Origin of the sequence: Dactylosporangium siamense (assembly GCF_016862795.1) — a bacterium.
Lineage (GTDB): Bacteria > Actinomycetota > Actinomycetes > Mycobacteriales > Micromonosporaceae > Dactylosporangium > Dactylosporangium siamense.
Window position 1 is genome coordinate 1 of the sequence record NZ_BONQ01000189.1, and the last position, 15,741, is coordinate 15,741.

13 protein-coding genes are annotated in these 15,741 nt (G+C 72.8%); 7 read left to right on the top strand and 6 right to left on the bottom strand.

Going from position 1 to position 15,741, the window contains the following annotated elements; all coding sequences use genetic code 11:
* Nucleotides 1-31 precede the first annotated feature (31 nt).
* Nucleotides 32-751 (bottom strand): TetR/AcrR family transcriptional regulator, encoded by a 720-nt coding sequence (locus Dsi01nite_RS54410; protein WP_203854408.1) that lies wholly within the window; start codon nt 749-751, stop codon nt 32-34.
* Nucleotides 752-825: 74 nt separating this feature from the next.
* Here Dsi01nite_RS54410 and Dsi01nite_RS54415 point away from each other — a divergent pair, with 74 nt between their 5' ends.
* The 5 genes from Dsi01nite_RS54415 to Dsi01nite_RS54435 all read left to right on the top strand — a co-directional run bounded on the left by Dsi01nite_RS54415 (nt 826) and on the right by Dsi01nite_RS54435 (nt 9,227).
* Nucleotides 826-2,175 carry a fibronectin type III domain-containing protein gene (locus Dsi01nite_RS54415; protein ID WP_203854409.1) on the top strand — a complete coding sequence of 450 codons (1,350 nt, stop codon included), beginning with the start codon at nt 826-828 and terminating at the stop codon, nt 2,173-2,175.
* Between the two features lie 84 nt (nt 2,176-2,259).
* Entirely contained in the window at nt 2,260-4,836 is a 2,577-nt protein-coding gene (locus tag Dsi01nite_RS54420) for a fibronectin type III domain-containing protein (RefSeq protein WP_203854410.1), read from the top strand.
* A gap of 58 nt (nt 4,837-4,894) precedes the next feature.
* Nucleotides 4,895-5,851: an AAA family ATPase gene (locus tag Dsi01nite_RS54425; RefSeq protein ID WP_239137198.1), complete on the top strand. Its 957-nt coding sequence runs from the start codon at nt 4,895-4,897 to the stop codon at nt 5,849-5,851.
* Entirely contained in the window at nt 5,851-7,005 is a 1,155-nt protein-coding gene (locus tag Dsi01nite_RS54430; RefSeq protein WP_203854411.1) for a DUF58 domain-containing protein, read from the top strand. The genes Dsi01nite_RS54425 and Dsi01nite_RS54430 overlap by 1 nt, the downstream gene beginning before the upstream one ends.
* The gene (locus Dsi01nite_RS54435; RefSeq protein ID WP_239137194.1) at nt 6,999-9,227 is read left to right on the top strand and encodes a transglutaminase TgpA family protein; all 2,229 of its coding nucleotides are present in this window, start codon (nt 6,999-7,001) and stop codon (nt 9,225-9,227) included. Before Dsi01nite_RS54430 ends, Dsi01nite_RS54435 begins: the two co-directional genes overlap by 7 nt.
* Before the next feature lie 4 nt (nt 9,228-9,231).
* Here the strand turns inward: Dsi01nite_RS54435 and Dsi01nite_RS54440 are convergent, their stop codons facing one another.
* The 4 genes from Dsi01nite_RS54440 to Dsi01nite_RS54455 form a co-directional block, all read right to left on the bottom strand.
* Nucleotides 9,232-10,425, bottom strand: coding sequence for an alginate lyase family protein (locus tag Dsi01nite_RS54440; RefSeq protein ID WP_239137196.1), 1,194 nt, complete (start codon nt 10,423-10,425; stop codon nt 9,232-9,234).
* A 76-nt stretch (nt 10,426-10,501) separates the two neighbouring features.
* Nucleotides 10,502-11,131, bottom strand: a complete 630-nt coding sequence (locus tag Dsi01nite_RS54445) for a nucleoside/nucleotide kinase family protein (protein ID WP_203854412.1) — start codon at nt 11,129-11,131, stop codon at nt 10,502-10,504.
* A complete protein-coding gene (locus Dsi01nite_RS54450; RefSeq protein WP_203854413.1) occupies nt 11,128-11,922 on the bottom strand; it encodes an SDR family oxidoreductase in 795 nt (264 codons plus the stop codon). The genes Dsi01nite_RS54445 and Dsi01nite_RS54450 overlap by 4 nt, the downstream gene beginning before the upstream one ends.
* Nucleotides 11,922-12,905 carry an LLM class F420-dependent oxidoreductase gene (locus Dsi01nite_RS54455; RefSeq protein WP_203854414.1) on the bottom strand — a complete coding sequence of 328 codons (984 nt, stop codon included), beginning with the start codon at nt 12,903-12,905 and terminating at the stop codon, nt 11,922-11,924. Before Dsi01nite_RS54455 ends, Dsi01nite_RS54450 begins: the two co-directional genes overlap by 1 nt.
* Before the next feature lie 123 nt (nt 12,906-13,028).
* Between Dsi01nite_RS54455 and Dsi01nite_RS54460 the strand changes: the two genes are divergently transcribed.
* Nucleotides 13,029-13,235, top strand: coding sequence for a hypothetical protein (locus tag Dsi01nite_RS54460; protein WP_203854415.1), 207 nt, complete (start codon nt 13,029-13,031; stop codon nt 13,233-13,235).
* A 98-nt stretch (nt 13,236-13,333) separates the two neighbouring features.
* Nucleotides 13,334-14,740 (top strand): GH1 family beta-glucosidase, encoded by a 1,407-nt coding sequence (locus Dsi01nite_RS54465; protein ID WP_203854416.1) that lies wholly within the window; start codon nt 13,334-13,336, stop codon nt 14,738-14,740.
* 25 nt (nt 14,741-14,765) lie between these two features.
* On the opposite strand, the gene Dsi01nite_RS54470 is transcribed toward Dsi01nite_RS54465, so the two are convergent.
* Entirely contained in the window at nt 14,766-15,431 is a 666-nt protein-coding gene (locus tag Dsi01nite_RS54470; protein WP_203854417.1) for a response regulator, read from the bottom strand.
* Nucleotides 15,432-15,741 lie beyond the last annotated feature (310 nt).

A 15,741-nucleotide genomic window follows, 5' to 3' on the forward strand; every position in this document is an offset into this window, starting at 1 on the left:
CCCCCGCCGCCGCGCCTCCGGCGCGGCAGCATTACAGCAGCTGGCAACCCGATGGGTCGTCCGTCGTCGGGATGGTGAGCTCGCTGGCCGCTTCCTCGCGCCCGACGAACGGCACCAGCGTGAAGTACGCGAGAGTCGGCAGCAGGGCCGGTAGCTGCTCCACCCGTCCCGCCGCGACGTAGCGGTAGATCGTGGCGTAGATGCCGCCGACGACCGTCTCGACCAGTTCCTCGGGCATCGGCAGATCGCTGGTGCTCGGTGCCTCGCTGAAGAAGCGGTCGAAGCGGCGCAGCAGCTGGGCGCGCTCCGCCCGGGCGAGGGGGCCGGCCGCGTCGATCTCCACCACGGCCGTCGTCGCGAAGGCGGGCAGCTCGGCGAGGACCTGCAGCAGCACCCGGAGCGCGGCGCGGGCACCGTCGCGCCAGGCGGGTTCGGCGCGGTACGCGGATTCCATCAGGTGCAGGAGCAGGTCGGTGCCGTGGCGGTACGTGGCGATCAGCGCGTCGTCCTTGCCCGCGAACAGGGCATAGAACGCGGGACGGGTCACGCCGGCGGCGCGGCAGATGTCGCTGACGGTGGCGTTGGCGTACCCCTTCTCGGCGACGGTGTGCACGACGGCGTCGAAGAGGCGCTCCCGCTGGTTGGCCGCGACGACCTCGGGCGGCACCCGGCTGGGCCCGCGTTTGATGGCGCGGGCCGGGTCGCGCGCCTCACGGGCCCCGGGCAGCGGGCTCAGCGGGTGATCTGCCATGACCCAAGTATCGATCAGGCACGCTCGCTGCACCGGGGTGGCGCCCAGGGTGCGCGACAGGGCAGAGTAACGGCGTGTCCTCGTCCGCCCAGCTTGCCAACGCCGTGCAGGGTGCCCGCGCGATGGCCGCGCAGGGTGACGTGCGGGGCGCGTTCGCGCTGCTCGCCCGGGCTCTCGATGGGGCCGGCGGGGCGTTGGGCGGCGACGATCCGGACGTGCTCGCGGCGACCTGCGTGCTCGCGAAGCTCCACACGGACCTCGGCGAGCTCAGCGACGCCCGGCGGGTCCTGGAGCAGGCGCTCGCGGTCGGATACCACCGGCTCGGCGATGGGCACGCGGTGATGCTCGCGTTGTCCTACGAGCTGGCCCGCATCGCCGACGAGCTCGGCAACGTGTATGAGGCGAAGCGGCGATACGGGCAGCTGGCCAGGCTCGGGCCGGCCGCGCTCGGCGAGGACCACCCGAGCGTGCGGGCGGCCCGGCGATACCTGGGGCTGCCGGAGCCGGAGGGGCCGTTCCACGTGCCGCACCAGTCGGCGCCGGCACCGTTCGAGCCGCTGTCGGCGCCGATCGGCACGACCACCCCGGCGCAGCCGACCTGGCCGGTGGACCAGGGCACCGGCACGGCCCCGGACGACCGGCCGATCTTCCACCCGGAGCCCCGCCAGGAGACCCAGCCGGCGCCGGCGCCGTGGCGACCGGGCGAGCCGGACGGCTGGGACGACGGACCGCGGGAGGGTGCCGGCTGGCAGCAGGTGGACCAGGGCGTGCTCCAACGCCCGGACCAGCCGTCGTGGCCGTCCCCGGACCCCGCCGACCCGACCAGCGGGGGCCCGTATCCCACCAGCGGCGGTGGCTACCCCGTCAGCGGCAGCCCGTTCCCGACGAGCGGCGGCGGCGCCGTGCAGGAGCGCGCACCGTGGACAACGCCGCCGCCCGAGCAGGACGTGGGCCGCCGCCGGTCGCCGCTGACCGCGCTGCTGGTGATCCTGATCGTGGCGGTGCTCGGCGGGATCACCGCGGCGGTGGTGTCGTTCATCGCCGCCCGCCCCGACCCGCCGGCCGCCATCCGGGACGGCCAGCCACCGGCCAGCGCCGCGACAAGCAAGAACGAGCCGACCGGGCCGAGCGGGCCGAGCGGCGCCGCGGCCGCCAACCCGAAGGCGCCCGGCGCCCTCAAGCTGCGCGACGACAAGACGTCCATCACACTGACGTGGACCGATCCGTCGAAGGGGTCGGCACCGTTCATCGTCGCAGGTGGCCAGCAGGGCGCGCTGCGGCAGCTGCAGGTGCTCGCGGCGGGCGCGACGACGTACACGCTGAACGGCCTCAACCCGACACTCGACTACTGCTTCACAGTTGCGGCGGTCTATGGCACGGACAGTGTCGCCCTGTCGGGCCTGGCCTGCACGCAGCGAAAGTGACAATGCGAACGGATCTAGACACGCCGGGTGTGCACCACACATCGACAGGAATATGATGGGCGCCGGTTTCGGGGAGGGAGCCGCATGGTGAGCTTTCGTTCGCGCAAGGGCGGCGGACTGGTCACGCTCGGCACCGTCGTGGGCCTGATCGCCGTTCTCGGGTTGACGCTGTTCGGCACGGGCGCCGCCAACAACGCGGTGGCCAGCTACGACATCAGTTCCTGGCTGTGGAGCAACGACAAGGGCGAGGTCGCCCGGGTCAACGGCGTCACCGGCAAGGTCGACACCCGGACGAAGATCACCGATGCGCAGGGCCACACCATGCAGGTGAGCCAGAGCGACCGGTTCGTGATCCTGCGGGACCTCAACACCGGCAAGATCAGCGTGCTGGACCTGACCAGCCTGACGCTCGGCGCGACCACGCAGGCGACGCCGGGGCTCGGCGTCACGGTGGCCGTGCACGACGACGTCGCGTTCATCGTCGACACCGTGCAGGGGCAGGTGCGCCAGCTCGACCCGGCGACGCTGCTGCCGGTCGGCGAGACGGTGACGTTCCCGCCCGGGATCTCCGGCGGCACGTTCGACGACACCGGGCGGCTGTGGCTGCTGGTGCCGTCCGAGGGCACCGTCGTGGCGGTGAAGCCGGCGTCGACGAAGAAGCCGAGCAGCGGCAGCGGTGGCCAGGGCGGCGGGCTCGCGTCCGACCCGACCAAGGTCAAGACCGTCAGCGTCGCCGACCCCAACCATGACCTGGCACTGTCCATCCTGGACACCGGCGTCGCCGTGCTGGACAAGACCGCCACGACGCTGACCACGCTGCGCGGCGAGGCCCTGAAGAAGGTGCCGCTGCGCCTGGCCGGCAACGGTGCGATGCCGCAGCGCACGGTCGGCGGCGACGTGCCGGTGACCGTCGTGGACGACCGGCACGTCTACGTCGTCAACGGCGACACCGTCAGCGACTTCACCGTGCCCGGCGAGAGCCCGAAGCTGCAGCCGTGTGTGGCCTGGTCGGGGCGGTTCTACTGCGCCGACGACGCGACCGGCACGGTCTACGTGCTGGACACCACGGGCAAGCCGCTCGACGCGATCCAGATCAAGGCCGGGGGCAAGCCCCTGGAGATCGAGGTCCGCGAGGACCGGATGTTCATCAACGCGCCCGGCGGGTCGACCGCGCGGGTCGTGGACCCCAAGCACCACGTCCAGGTCGTCGACAAGTACAACAACGACGTCGTGGGCGGTGAGGCGCCACCCGTACCGCCGCCGCCACCGCCGGCGAAGCCACCGGTCGGGCCGCCCGGTGCGCCGCCGAGGGTGATCGCGACGCCCGGCAACGCCTCGGCGCGGGTCACCTGGACCGCGGCGCCCGCCAACGGCAGCGCCGTGACGAAGTACGTGGTGGAGGGCGACGGCAAGCAGCACGAGGTCGGCGCGAGCCAGCGGGCCCTCGACCTCACCGGGCTGACCAACGGGCAGGTCTACAAGTTCACCGTCTACGCGGTCAACGCGAAGGGCAACGGCCCGAAGAAGGCGGCCAACCCGGTCACGCCGACGTCGCAGGTGCCCGACGCGCCGGTGAGCGTGGCGGCGACCGCCAACCCCGACGGCACGGTCACCGTCACGTGGCCGGCCGCCAACGGGCAGGGGCACAAGATCGTGAAGTACACGATCACGACCGTGTCCGGCGACGAGTCCAAGACGTTCGAGTCGGCCCAGCCGACGTTCAAGGTGCCGGCCGGCGAGCTGCCCTACGGCACACAGGTCGCGTTCCGGGTCGCCTCGATCAACGACATCGGCGCGAGCTCCGGCCAGTCGCCGCTGAGCCCGTCGGTGGTGCCGTTCACGAAGCCGGGCGCGCCCGGCGGGCTGACGGTCCGGGCGGTCACCACGAAGCGGGGCACGATCGTGGCCGCGTGGCGCGCCGCGGAGGACAACGGCGCACCGATCACCGGCTACGAGGCCACGGTCAACGGCGTGAAGCAGGACATCGGCACCGCCCTGTCGAAGGAGTTCGGCGGGTTCGGCGACAACGAGCGGGTCACGCTGCAGATCCGGGCGGTCAACAAGGCGGGCCAGGGCGCCGCCGTGAACGGCGCGGCCAACACCCTCGCCGCGCCGACCATGCGGGTCGACGCGGCCAACACCCGCGCCGCGCTGCAGTCGATCACGGTCGCGTTCACCGCGACCGACGGCGGCGGCGCGCCCGCGAAGTGCCGGCTCGACGTCGCCGGCGTCGGCGCCGTGGAGAACACCTGCGGCGGCTCGCTGACCATGGGCGGCCTGTGGCCGAACACGGCGTACAACTACACCGTCACGGTCACCAACGCGGCCGGCATGACGGCCAACGCCACCGGTTCGCTGTCCACCCCGGCGTACCGGGGCACCGTGGTCTGCGGCGACACGAGCTACTGCGGCCACGGCGCGCCCGGCGGCGGCATCTGGGTCTACAAGACCGCCACCCAGAGCGGCACGTCGGTCGGCGACGTCTACGCTCCCGACGGGTACACCGCGATCTGCCAGACCAACGGCTCCAGCGTCAACGCGAAGCCGTACGGCGGCAAGCAGACCAGCGTCTGGATCAAGATCAGCTTCAAGGGCGAGAACTACATCCCGTACGCGTGGTTCGACCTGCCGAACGGCACCGGACCGCTGAAACCGTGTTGAGCGCAGGAGCAGAGTGAGCACATCCGAAGCAGAGCCCGGTCCCCCCGCACCTGAGGAGATCGCCGCGGCCGCGGACCTGGTCGGCCGGCTCGCCCGCAACGTCGAGTCGATCGTGCTCGGCAAGCCGCAGGTGATCCGGCTGACCATGACGGCGCTGCTCGCCGAGGGCCACGTCCTGCTCGAGGACGTGCCCGGGGTGGGCAAGACCACCCTGGCCCGGGCCATGGCGGCCAGCGTGCAGGGGCAGTGGCGGCGCATCCAGTTCACGCCCGACCTGCTGCCGTCGGACGTCACCGGGGTCACCATCTTCAACCAGGCGACCCGCGGCTTCGAGTTCCACCCGGGGCCGGTGTTCGCCAACATCGTCATCGCCGACGAGATCAACCGGGCCTCGCCGAAGACGCAGTCCGCGCTCCTGGAGGTCATGGAGGAGCGCTACGTCACCGTCGACGGCGTCCGGCACGCGGTGCCGCGGCCGTTCCTCGTCGTCGCCACCCAGAACCCGATCGAGATGGACGGCACCTACCGGCTGCCCGAGGCGCAGCTGGACCGGTTCCTGATGAAGCTCGCCGTCGGCTACCCGAGCGAGGCCGTCGAGATCGAGGTGCTGCGCGGCGCCGTGACCCGCTCCCCCGAGGCCCTGGAGGCGGTGACCGACACCCAGGTGATCGCGCAGCTGGTCCGGCTGGCCCGCCGGGTGCACATCGCGGACCCGCTGCTCGGCTACGCGGTCAAGCTGGGCAACGCGACCCGTTCCCACCCGCGGGTGCGGGTCGGGGTCAGCCCGCGTGGCGTGATCGCGCTGACCCGGGCCGCGTCCGCCTATGCCCTCATCGACGGCCGCGGCTACGTCGTGCCCGAGGACATCAAGGCCCTGGCGGAGGCGGTGTTCTCGCACCGGCTGCTGCTGTCGCCCGACGCGCAGGTGCGCGGCGTGGCGCCCGGCGACGTGGTCCGCGAGGTGCTCGACGCGGTGCCGGTCCCGGTGCCGACGGCCGCGCCCGCGCCCGTCTGATGCGGCTCACCTCCCGCGGGATCGGGCTGTCCGCGGCCGCGCCGGTCCTGCTCGCGGTGGGGTTCGTGTTCCAGTACGCACAGCTGACCGTCGTCGGCACCGCCGCCGTCGCCGCGGTGCTGTTCGGGTTCGCGTACGTGTGGTGGCGTCCCCGGCTGACCGTCGAGCGGGCCGTGGACCCGGACCGGGTCATGCGCGGCGAGTCGAGCACGGTGACGCTCACCGTCGGCAACAGCAGCCGGCTGCGGGGCGCCACGCTCATCGCCCACGACCGGTGCGGCCCGGCGAGCGTGCCGGTGCCGCTGCTGCGCCTCAAGGCCGGCGGCACCACCACCGCCACCTACCCGGTGCCGACGGCCCGCCGCGGTGTGGTCGACATCGGGCCGCTGCGGGTCGTGCGGCGTGACCCGCTCGGGCTGCTCACCCTGGCCCGCGGCTACGGCGGGGTCAGCAAGGTGTGGGTGTATCCGACGGTGCACCACCTGACCGCGGTGCCGACCGGCGTGATGCGCTCCCTCGACGGCCGGGTCGACCGGGTGCCGCACGGCAGCATCACGTTCGACACGCTGCGGGAGTACGTGGTCGGCGACGAGCTGCGGCACGTGCACTGGCGCACCACGGCCAGGATCGGCGAGCTGATGGTCCGCGAGCACCTGGACACCAGCCTGCCGCGCCTGGTGGTGCTGCTCGACGACCGCCTCGCCGCCTACCCCGACGCGGACCGCTCGCGCGACAGCACGCACTTCGAGTCCGCGTGCGAGGCGGCCGCGTCGATCGTGATGGCGGCGTTCCGGGAGGAGCTGCCGGTGGCGCTGCGGCTCGCCGGCGGGGCACACGCCGGCGGCAAGCACACCCGCGACTACCTGGACCTCCTCGCCGAGGCGGCCCTGGCCACCGGGGACCAGCTCGACGCGACGGTGGCGCAGCTGCGCACCCGCCGGGCCGGCGACACCCTCGTGTTCCTCACCGGGCCCGGCGGGGTCGCCGACCTGGGCCGGGTCGGGACGCTGCGCGCCGCGTACCCGTCGCTGATCGCCGGCGCGTTCGGCACGACCGACGGGGAGGTCCCCACCGCCCTGGACGGCCTGCAGGTCCTGTCCGCCGCCGACGGCGCCGACTTCGCCGCCGCCTGGGACGGAGTCAGCGCGTGGTGAGACGGCTGCTGGTCGCGGTCGCGCTGCTCGGCATGCTGGTCATGGCCGCGTTCGCCCTGTCGCCGATCTACCACGGCCCGCTGCTGCTGCAGCTCATGGCCGGCGCCGCCGCGGGCTCCGTCGGCATCAGCGTCGCCGCCCGCGGGCTGCCCGGCTGGAGCGCGGCCCCGCTGAGCGTGCTCGGCCTGGCCGGCGTCGTCGTGCTCGCGATGCGCGTCTCCGCCGCCGCGGCGGGGGTCGACGGCAGCGTCCCGGCGATGCGGGAGGCGCTGCGCAACAGCATCCCCCGGCTGCTGCTCGCGCTGATCCCGATCGAGCCGCAGCCCGACACGGTCCTGCTGCCGGTCATCCTCACCTGGCTGGCCGGTCTCGCCGCCGCCGAGCTCGGCGTGCGCTACCACCGGGTCCTGCTGTCCTACGCGCCGCCGACGGTGCTGTTCGGCGGCGCGCTGTACCTCGTCGGACCCAACGGCAGGAGCGCGAGCTGGGTGCCCCTGGCCTTTGCCGGGTTCGCCGCGCTCGGCCTCGTCGTGTCCAACCGGCCGCCGCCCGCCGAGGAGGACCGCCTGACCGACGGCCAGCGGCGCACCCTCCGGCTGCGGGTGGGCACCGGCGCCGCGGTGGGCCTGGCCGCGATCGTCGCGCTGTCGCAGCTGCTCGGCCCGAGCGTCGCGGCGAAGGTCGGCACCAGCCCCGCCGAGCCGCGCAACATGGTGACCCCGCCGCAGCTCGACTCGCTCGACGAGAGCCCACTGGTCCGGCTGTCGGGCTGGGCGCTCAACCACGACCAGCACCTGTTCGACGTCGAGGTCACCGGCACCGACGCGCCGCCGCCAGTGCGGCTCGCCGTGCTCAACGACTACGACGGCGTCACCTGGCGGGTCGGCGCCACCTACCGCAACGCGGGCCGGGTCGTGGCCGGCAAGCCCGTCCTCACCGACCCGCAGGTCCGGCAGGTGTTCCGCATCGCCGACCTCGACGGGCGGCTGCTGCCGGGCATCGCCACCCCGGAGGAGGTCAACGGCGTGCGGGTGGCCGTCGACACCACCGACGGCACGATGATCCTGTCCGACGGGCTGCGCCCCGGCGTCGAGTACAGCGTCGTGTCCCGCGCGCACCGCCCCGACGAGAACGCCATGCAGGTCGCCGACGTGCCCAACTCCGATGCCGTCGGCCGCTACCTGGCGCTGCCCGGGAAGGTCCCCGACTCGATCGCGCAGCTGGCGCAGCACCTCGGCGAGGGCGTGTCGTCGCCGTACCAGAAGGCGTTCGCGATCGTCGGCTGGCTGTCGGAGCACTACAAGGTCGTCGGCGACGCGCCCAGCGGCCACGCCTACCCCAACGTCGAATACTTCCTGTTCGGCCCCAAACAGGCCGGCGGGCAGAAGGGCACCTCGGAGCAGTTCGCGGCCGCGTTCGCGGTCCTCGCCCGGCTGATGGGCCTGCCGACCCGGCTCGCCGTCGGGTTCCGGGTCGACGCCGGGCGCAACGAGGTCCACGGCGGCGACGCCGTCGCGTGGCCGGAGGTGCTGTTCAACGGCGTCTGGGAGCAGTTCGACCCGATGCCCAAGGCCGACACCGTCCAGCGGCCCACGGAGGACGACTTCCGCCCGAAGCCGCCGGCGTCGCAACCGCCGCCGGAGACCGTGCCCGCCCCGTCGGGCTCGGTCGCGTCGCAGTCGCCGAAACCCACGGTGGCCCCGACCGGCGACGCGTCCGGACAGGACCCGGACACCGTGGCCACGGTCGCGGTGTCCAGCGGTGCACTCCTGGTCGCCGTGTTGGCGTTCGCGGCAGTGGTACCCCTGGCGAAACGCAGTCGCAGGCGCCGCCGCCTCGCGCAAGGGACCCCGGCACAGCGCATCGACGCCGCCTGGGCGGAGGTCCTGACCGGCCTGCGCCTCGCGGGCCGGCCCGCCCCGCCGCACCTGACGGCGTCGGAGGTGGCGCATTTCGCGGCGACCGCGGCGACCGGCCGGGCCCATTCCAAGCCCCGCGGGGTCGCCACGATCCGCTCCGCCACACCGCCGGTCGACGACGTCGCCGCCCTGATCAACGCGGTCGCGTTCGCCGGGCCGCCGGCGGCGAACGGCCCGGGGGACGAACACGCCACCCGGGCCGCCGTGCAGGCCGTCGCCTACGTCGATGAACTGCGCGCCAGGCGGGGGTTCTGGCGCCGGCTCAAGTGGAACCTCGACCCCCGCCCGCTGTTCTGGAAGTAGGACCTCAGGCGGGGTTGTCGGCGTGGGTCAGGGTCTCCCACGCCACGAACAGGTTGTTGCTGCCGGCCGGGCGGGACTGCTCGGTCAGCCGCTGGGTGTTCGACATCGCGATGCCCATCCGGTTGTGCAGGGCGTTGTAGCCGACCTCGGTCACCGGGCCCAGGCCGAGGGTCAGCTTGCCGCCGCACAGCCACGAGGGGACGCCCCCACCCAGCTGGTACTTGCTGTGGAGGCCGAGCGCGTGGCGGAGCCGGTCGGCGATCTCCGGGTACACATCCTGACCCTGGATGCGCGTGGTCTCCGCGATGTGCGAGATCGCCGAGATGCCGTAGCCGGTGTGGGTGAAGTCCCGGCAGGTCTCCTGGGACAGCCCGTCGACGAACGTGCTCTGCCCCTGCCAGTAGTTGATGATCTCGGTGCGGGTGTCGATGCTCCCGATCCCCTTGGGCAGCGTGCCGTCGGCGGTGACGTAGAGGTACGCGGGGACCCTGGCCCGGAACTTCGCCATCGCCTTGTCCCAGCTGGTGCGGTCCTCCAGGAAGACGGAGATGCCGATCGCCGCCTCCATCATGGACAGTTCCCAGTTGCCGTTGCTGCTGGAGCCGTTGATGAGCTTCGGCAGGTAGACCGTGCGCAGCATCGTGCCGAAGCGCGCCTGGTTCGGCCACGACGGATACGTGTACCGGATGATCTCCGCCGCGCGCGGCCACGACGACCCGGCCCAGCCGGTCTGCAGCGGCGCGTTGCTGTTGGTGTGGTCCTTGATCGTGGCCGACCAGGCGTCCATGATCGCGATGGCCCTGGTGGCGTACCGGCTGTCCCGGGTGACGTACCAGGCGAGCGACAGCGTGTACGCGGCCAGGGCGTCCTCGCGCTCGTCGGTGCAGCCGTTGTTGGGGTTGGAGTAGGAGCCGCACTCGACGACCGCGCGCGGTTTCGGGGTCCGCGACAGCGACGCGTACCTGCTGCCGAGCATCTGGTCGTAGGCGGCCTTCCACGGCTGCGCGCCGGACTGGACCTTGCCGCGGACGAAGTCGAGCTGGGCCCGGCTGACGAACACGCCGGGGTGGGCGAACGTCGCCGGGGCGGCCGCCACGACCGGGGCCTTCGTGGTCTGCGTCGCCGCGACGGCGTACGTGGTGCCGGCCACGGCGAGCGCGACGGCGAGCCCGGCGGCGCCGAGGACGAGTCTGCGCATGGTGCTCCTCACAGATAGACAACTGTCAGGTAGGTTGCCTATCTGATCGGTCGGGGTCAATCCGGCACAGGAAGACTTAAGCCGCGCTTCGGGTGAGGATGAGGTCCGCCCGGTCGCGGGTGCCGGCGATGACCGCCGCGTTGCGCTCGTCGCTGCGCTCCACCCAGTCGTGGGCGTCGTGCAGGTCGAGCCCCTTGGCCAGCTGGCGGCGCACGAGCGAGTCCTGCCGCAGGTCGTCGGGGGCGTCCAGGTAGAGCGCCAGGTCCAGCAGCCCCCGCACCGCCGCCCATGGACCGTCGTCGAGCAGCAGGTAGTTGCCCTCCACGACGATCACCCGGGTGCTGACCGGCACCGGGATCACGCCGCCGATCGACTCGTGCAGGGTGCGGCTGTAGCTGGGCGCGTAGACCAGCTCGTCCGCCGCCCGCAGCCGCCGCAGCAGGTGCACGAACCCGGCCGCGTCGAACGTCTCCGGGGCGCCCTTGCGGTCGGCCAGGCCGAGCCGGTCCAGCTCCACGTTGGACAGGTGGAACCCGTCCATCGGCACGGCCACACTGCCGTCGATCGCCGCGGCGACGGCACTGGACAGGGTCGACTTGCCGGCCGCGGGCGGCCCGCAGATGCCGATGATCGAGCGGCCCTGCTGCTTCTGCACGAGGGGCTTGATGACCTCGATCGCCTCGCTGAGGACGTCGGGTCTTCTCATGTCTCGAGGCTCGCCGCGAGCCCCCGCATGCCGGTGAGCCAGCGGTCGGTGTCGCTCGCCCGGTGCAGGTAGTACTTCTGGACCTCCGGGTGCGGCAGGATCAGGAACCGCTCCGCCGCCAGGCCTTCCACGACCGACCCGGCGACCTCGTCCGGCGACAGCACGGCCCCGCCGGCGGCCGTCACCTTCGCACCGATGTGCCCGGCGGCGAGGCCGTCCCGCAGCATCGGTGTGGCGACGCCCTGCGGGCACAGCGCGCTGACCTTGATGCCCTTCGCGCCGTACGTGATGGACAGCCACTCCGCGAACGACACGGCCGCGTGCTTGGTCACCGTGTAGGGCGCGTCGCCCACGGCCGTCAGCAGGCCCGCCGCCGAGCAGGTGTGCAACAGGTACCCCTCGCCGCGCTCCAGCATGCCCGGAAGCACCGCGCGGGCCGAGTACACGTGCGACTGGACGTTGACCGCCCAGGTCCGCGCCCAGGTCTCCGCCGACGCCTCCAGACCCGCGCCGGTGGTGATGCCGGCGTTGGCGCAGAACAGGTCGATGCGGCCGTAGCGCTCCTCGGTCTCGGCGGCGAGCTCGGCCACCTGGTTCTCGTCCGTCACGTCGACGGCGACCGCCCTGGTCTCCGTTTCGGTGATGGTTGCCGCCACGGCCTCGGTGGCGTCGCCGTCGAGGTCGGCGAGGACCAGCGTGGCCGCACCCTCGGCGGCGAACCGGCGGGCGAGGGCGGCACCGATGCCGCCGGCCGCTCCGGTGATGACGACGACCTTCCCGGCGAGGTCCACTACCGCGCTCCCAGCGCCCGGAGCGTGTCCAGCAGGACCTCCGGGCCGCCGGCGGTGAGCTCCGGCGTCGGCAGCAGCGCCATCACGGGCGTCGTGACCCCGGCGTCGGCGTAGCGCTGGACATGCTCCCGGCACCGCTGCGGGCTGCCGTGCACGATCAGCGCGTCGACGACCTCGTCGGGGATCGCGGCGAGCGCCGCCTTGCGGTCCCTGGCCGCCCACGCGTCCCACATCGCCTTGAGCACCTCGCCGCGGCCGAGCCAGCGGTGGAACGCCGCATACGCGGGCACGGTCAGGTACGCGGCGATCAGCCTGCGGGCGGTCTCCCGCGCCGCGGCCTCGTCCTGCGTCGGGCAGACGAAGATGCGCGCCGCGACCTCGAACCCCTCGGGCGCGCCGGCCAGCTCCCTGCGGACCGTCGCCACGTCCTCGACCGAGAGCCAGTTGAGCACCGCACCGTCCGCCTCGGCGGCGGCCAGTCGCAGCATCTTCGCCCGCAGGGCGGCGAGCAGGAGCTTCGGCGGCACACCCGGCGGCCGTTCCAAACGGAACCGCTTGACGTGGAACGTGTCGAACGCCCCGTCGACGACCTCGCCCGCGAGGGCGGTGCGCAGGAAGCGAAGCACGTCACGGCTGCGCTCGAACGGCCGGTCGAACGGCACCGCGTTCCAGTCGCCGACGACGACCGGCGACGACGCGCCGATCCCCAGCGCGACCCGCCCCGGCGCCGCCTCCGCGAGGGTCGCCGCCTGCATCGCGATCAGCGCGGGCCCCCTGGTGAACACGGGGACGATCGCGGTGCCCAGCCGCAGCCGCGGCGACCACACCGAGGCCAGGGCCAGGGGCGTGAACGCGTCCGTGCCGGCGACCTCGCTCGACCAGACGTCCGTGAACCCCAGATCCGGCAGCGCCTGCAGCAACCCCGCGTGCTCGGGCAACGGCACACCGGCAAGCGGCACCGTCAGCCCCCATTGGCTGGTCATCAACCGATCATCGCGGTGGCACCGCTAGTGTGGCAAGCGAGAGTGCTGGGTAGCCTTTCGCGGGGTCCACGGCACCGCCGCGCCGACCCTCGCGTCGAATCTCGATCGAGAAGGAGCAACCACATGCTTGGTCTGGAAAAGAAGCTCGTGAAGGAATGGGAAGGCAAGAGCGCCCAGGAGATCGCCGACGCCCCCGTCACCGCGATCGCCGGCGTCTCCGAGGGCGACGCCGAGAAGCTGGCCGCCGCCTTCGGCATCAAGACCGTCCGCGACCTGGGCACCAACAAGTACTTCCGCTGGGCGCAGGGGCTCGTCGCGCTCGCCGACTGATTGCTACCTTTGCCTGGTTTTTTCTGGCCGCTCCCGTTTCGTCGGGGGCGGCCGGTTTTGCATCGTAACCACGTGCGCGTGCGAGCTACGTTTGCCGCATGCGACGGCGTCACGTGCTCACCCTGGCCGCCGCCGGTGCGGTGAGCACCGGCTGCTCGCCCCGGCGGCGCTCCCCTCCTGGTTCGGCCTCCGCCGCGGCGCGGGCCGGGCTGACGTTCCCGGAGGGGTTCGCCTGGGGTGCGTCGACGTCGGCGTACCAGGTGGAAGGCGGCGCGACGGCGGACGGTCGCGGGCCGTCGGTGTGGGACGTCTTCAGCCACACCTCGGGCAAGACCAGGGACGGCGGCACCGGCGACGTGGCCGCCGACCACTACCACCGCAGCTACGAGGACCTCGACCTCATGCGCGACCTGGGCCTGAAGAGCTACCGCTTCTCGATCTCCTGGCCGCGGGTGCTGCCGACCGGCCGCGGCACCGTCAACGCCAAGGGCCTCGACTTCTACCACCGCCTCGTCGACGGCCTCCTCGCCCGCGGCATCACCCCGGTCATCACTCTCTTCCACTGGGACACCCCGCAGGCGCTGCAGGAGTCCGGCGGCTGGGAGAACCGCGACTGCGCGAAGTGGTTCGCCGACTACGCCAGCGTCGTCTGCTACTCCCTCGGCGACAAGGTGCAGACCTGGCTGACGCTCAACGAGCCGAAGACGGTGGTCGAGGTCGGGTACACCGCCGGCGTCCACGCGCCCGGGGTCCGCGACCGCCGCGTCGCCAACGTCGCCGGCCACCACCTGCTGCTCGGCCACGGGCTCGCCGTCCAGGCCTTCCGCGCCACCGGCCGCAAGGGCCGCATCGGCGCGGCGCTCAACCTGTCGCCGACCTACCCCGCCGACGACTCCGACGCGGCCCGCCGCCAGACCACCCTCGCCGACGGTGAGGAGAACCGGCGCTGGCTCGACCCGGTGCTGCTCGGCCGGTACCCGGACGACTGGCTGGCTACGCAGTCCCCGGACGCCCCGGTCCGCGCCGCGATCCACGACGGCGACCTGGCCGTCATCGGCTCGAAGAGCGACCTGCTGGGCGTGCAGTACTACAACCCCGCCTACATCACGGCCAAGGGCGGCCGGGTGCAGAAACACCCGACGACACAGGCCAGCTGGCAGGAGGTGTACCCGCAGGGCCTCTACGACCTGCTGACCCGGATCAAGCGCGACTACGGCGACATCCCGCTCACCATCACCGAGAACGGCATGCCCTCGGTCAACGCGACCGACGACGAGGACCGCATCACCCTGCTGCGAGACCACCTCACCGCCGCCCACCAGGCCATCCGCGAAGGCGTCCGGCTCGAGGGCTACCACGTGTGGTCGCTGCTGGACAACTTCGAGTGGGCCGAGGGCTACACCCAACGCTGGGGCATCGTCCACGTCGACTACGCCACCCAGCGACGCACCCGCAAGGCGAGCGCCAACTGGTACCAGCAGGTCATCGCCCGCAACGGCATCTGAGGTCACCGCCGGCGGGCGGGTGGAGTCAGCCGAGCCAGCCGGGTTTGACCAGGCCGGCCTCGTAGGCGAACACCACCAGCTGCGCGCGGTCCCGGGCCCCGAGCTTGATCATGGCTCGGCTGACGTGTGTCTTCGCGGTCGCCGGGCTGACGAACAGCTTGGTGGCGATGTCCTCATTGGACAGCCCGACACCGACGAGCGCCATCACCTCGCGCTCCCGGTCGGTGAGCACGGCCAGGGACATCGGCGCGAGGGGCGCCCGCGACCGGCTCGCGAACTCCTCGATCAGCCGCCGCGTCACCCCCGGCGACAGCAGCGCGTCACCGGCGGCGACGGCCCGGATGCCCCGCAGCAGGTCGACGGGTTCGGTGTCCTTGACCAGAAAACCGCTCGCCCCGACGCGCAGCGACTCGAACACGTACTCATCCAGGTCGAACGTCGTCAGAATCACGATCCGCACCTGCGCCAGCCGGGCGTCGGCAACGATCTGCCGGGTCGCCTCGAGCCCGTCGAGCACCGGCATCCGGATGTCCATCAGCACCACGTCGGGCCGGGTCTGCACCGCGAGCCGCACCGCCTCGGCGCCGTCCGCGGCCTCCCCGACGACCTCGATGTCCGCCTGCGCGTCGAGCAACGCACGGAACCCCGCCCGCACCAACGCCTGGTCGTCGGCCAGCAGCACGCTGATCACGCTCGCTCCTCCGCGGTCCTGACACCGACGGCCCCGCCGCGGTGTGTGGTCATGGCTGCTCCTCGCGAACAGGAATCCTGGCACGCACCCGGAAACCACCACCGGGCCGCGGCCCGGCCTCGACCACCCCACCGAACGTGGCCGCCCGATGCCGCATGCCGGCGATCCCGTTGCCCTCCCCGCCGCCCGCGCGGCCACCCCGATCGTCCCCACCACCCACGCCGCCACCCGCACCGCCCACGCCAACACCCGCGCTACCTGTGCCACCCACGCCGCCGCCCGCACCACCTGCGCCAACCGCGCCACCGCT

Excerpts from the sequence above, each read along its gene's own strand:
- Dsi01nite_RS54440 (WP_239137196.1), bottom strand. The coding sequence starts at position 10,425 with ATGCGCAGACTCGTCCTCGGCGCCGCCGGGCTCGCCGTCGCGCTCGCC.
- Dsi01nite_RS54420 (WP_203854410.1), top strand. The coding sequence starts at position 2,260 with ATGGTGAGCTTTCGTTCGCGCAAGGGCGGCGGACTGGTCACGCTCGGC.
- Dsi01nite_RS54465 (WP_203854416.1), top strand. The coding sequence starts at position 13,334 with ATGCGACGGCGTCACGTGCTCACCCTGGCCGCCGCCGGTGCGGTGAGC.
- Dsi01nite_RS54410 (WP_203854408.1), bottom strand. The coding sequence starts at position 751 with ATGGCAGATCACCCGCTGAGCCCGCTGCCCGGGGCCCGTGAGGCGCGC.
- Dsi01nite_RS54445 (WP_203854412.1), bottom strand. The coding sequence starts at position 11,131 with ATGAGAAGACCCGACGTCCTCAGCGAGGCGATCGAGGTCATCAAGCCC.
- Dsi01nite_RS54460 (WP_203854415.1), top strand. The coding sequence starts at position 13,029 with ATGCTTGGTCTGGAAAAGAAGCTCGTGAAGGAATGGGAAGGCAAGAGC.
- Dsi01nite_RS54455 (WP_203854414.1), bottom strand. The coding sequence starts at position 12,905 with ATGACCAGCCAATGGGGGCTGACGGTGCCGCTTGCCGGTGTGCCGTTG.
- Dsi01nite_RS54430 (WP_203854411.1), top strand. The coding sequence starts at position 5,851 with ATGCGGCTCACCTCCCGCGGGATCGGGCTGTCCGCGGCCGCGCCGGTC.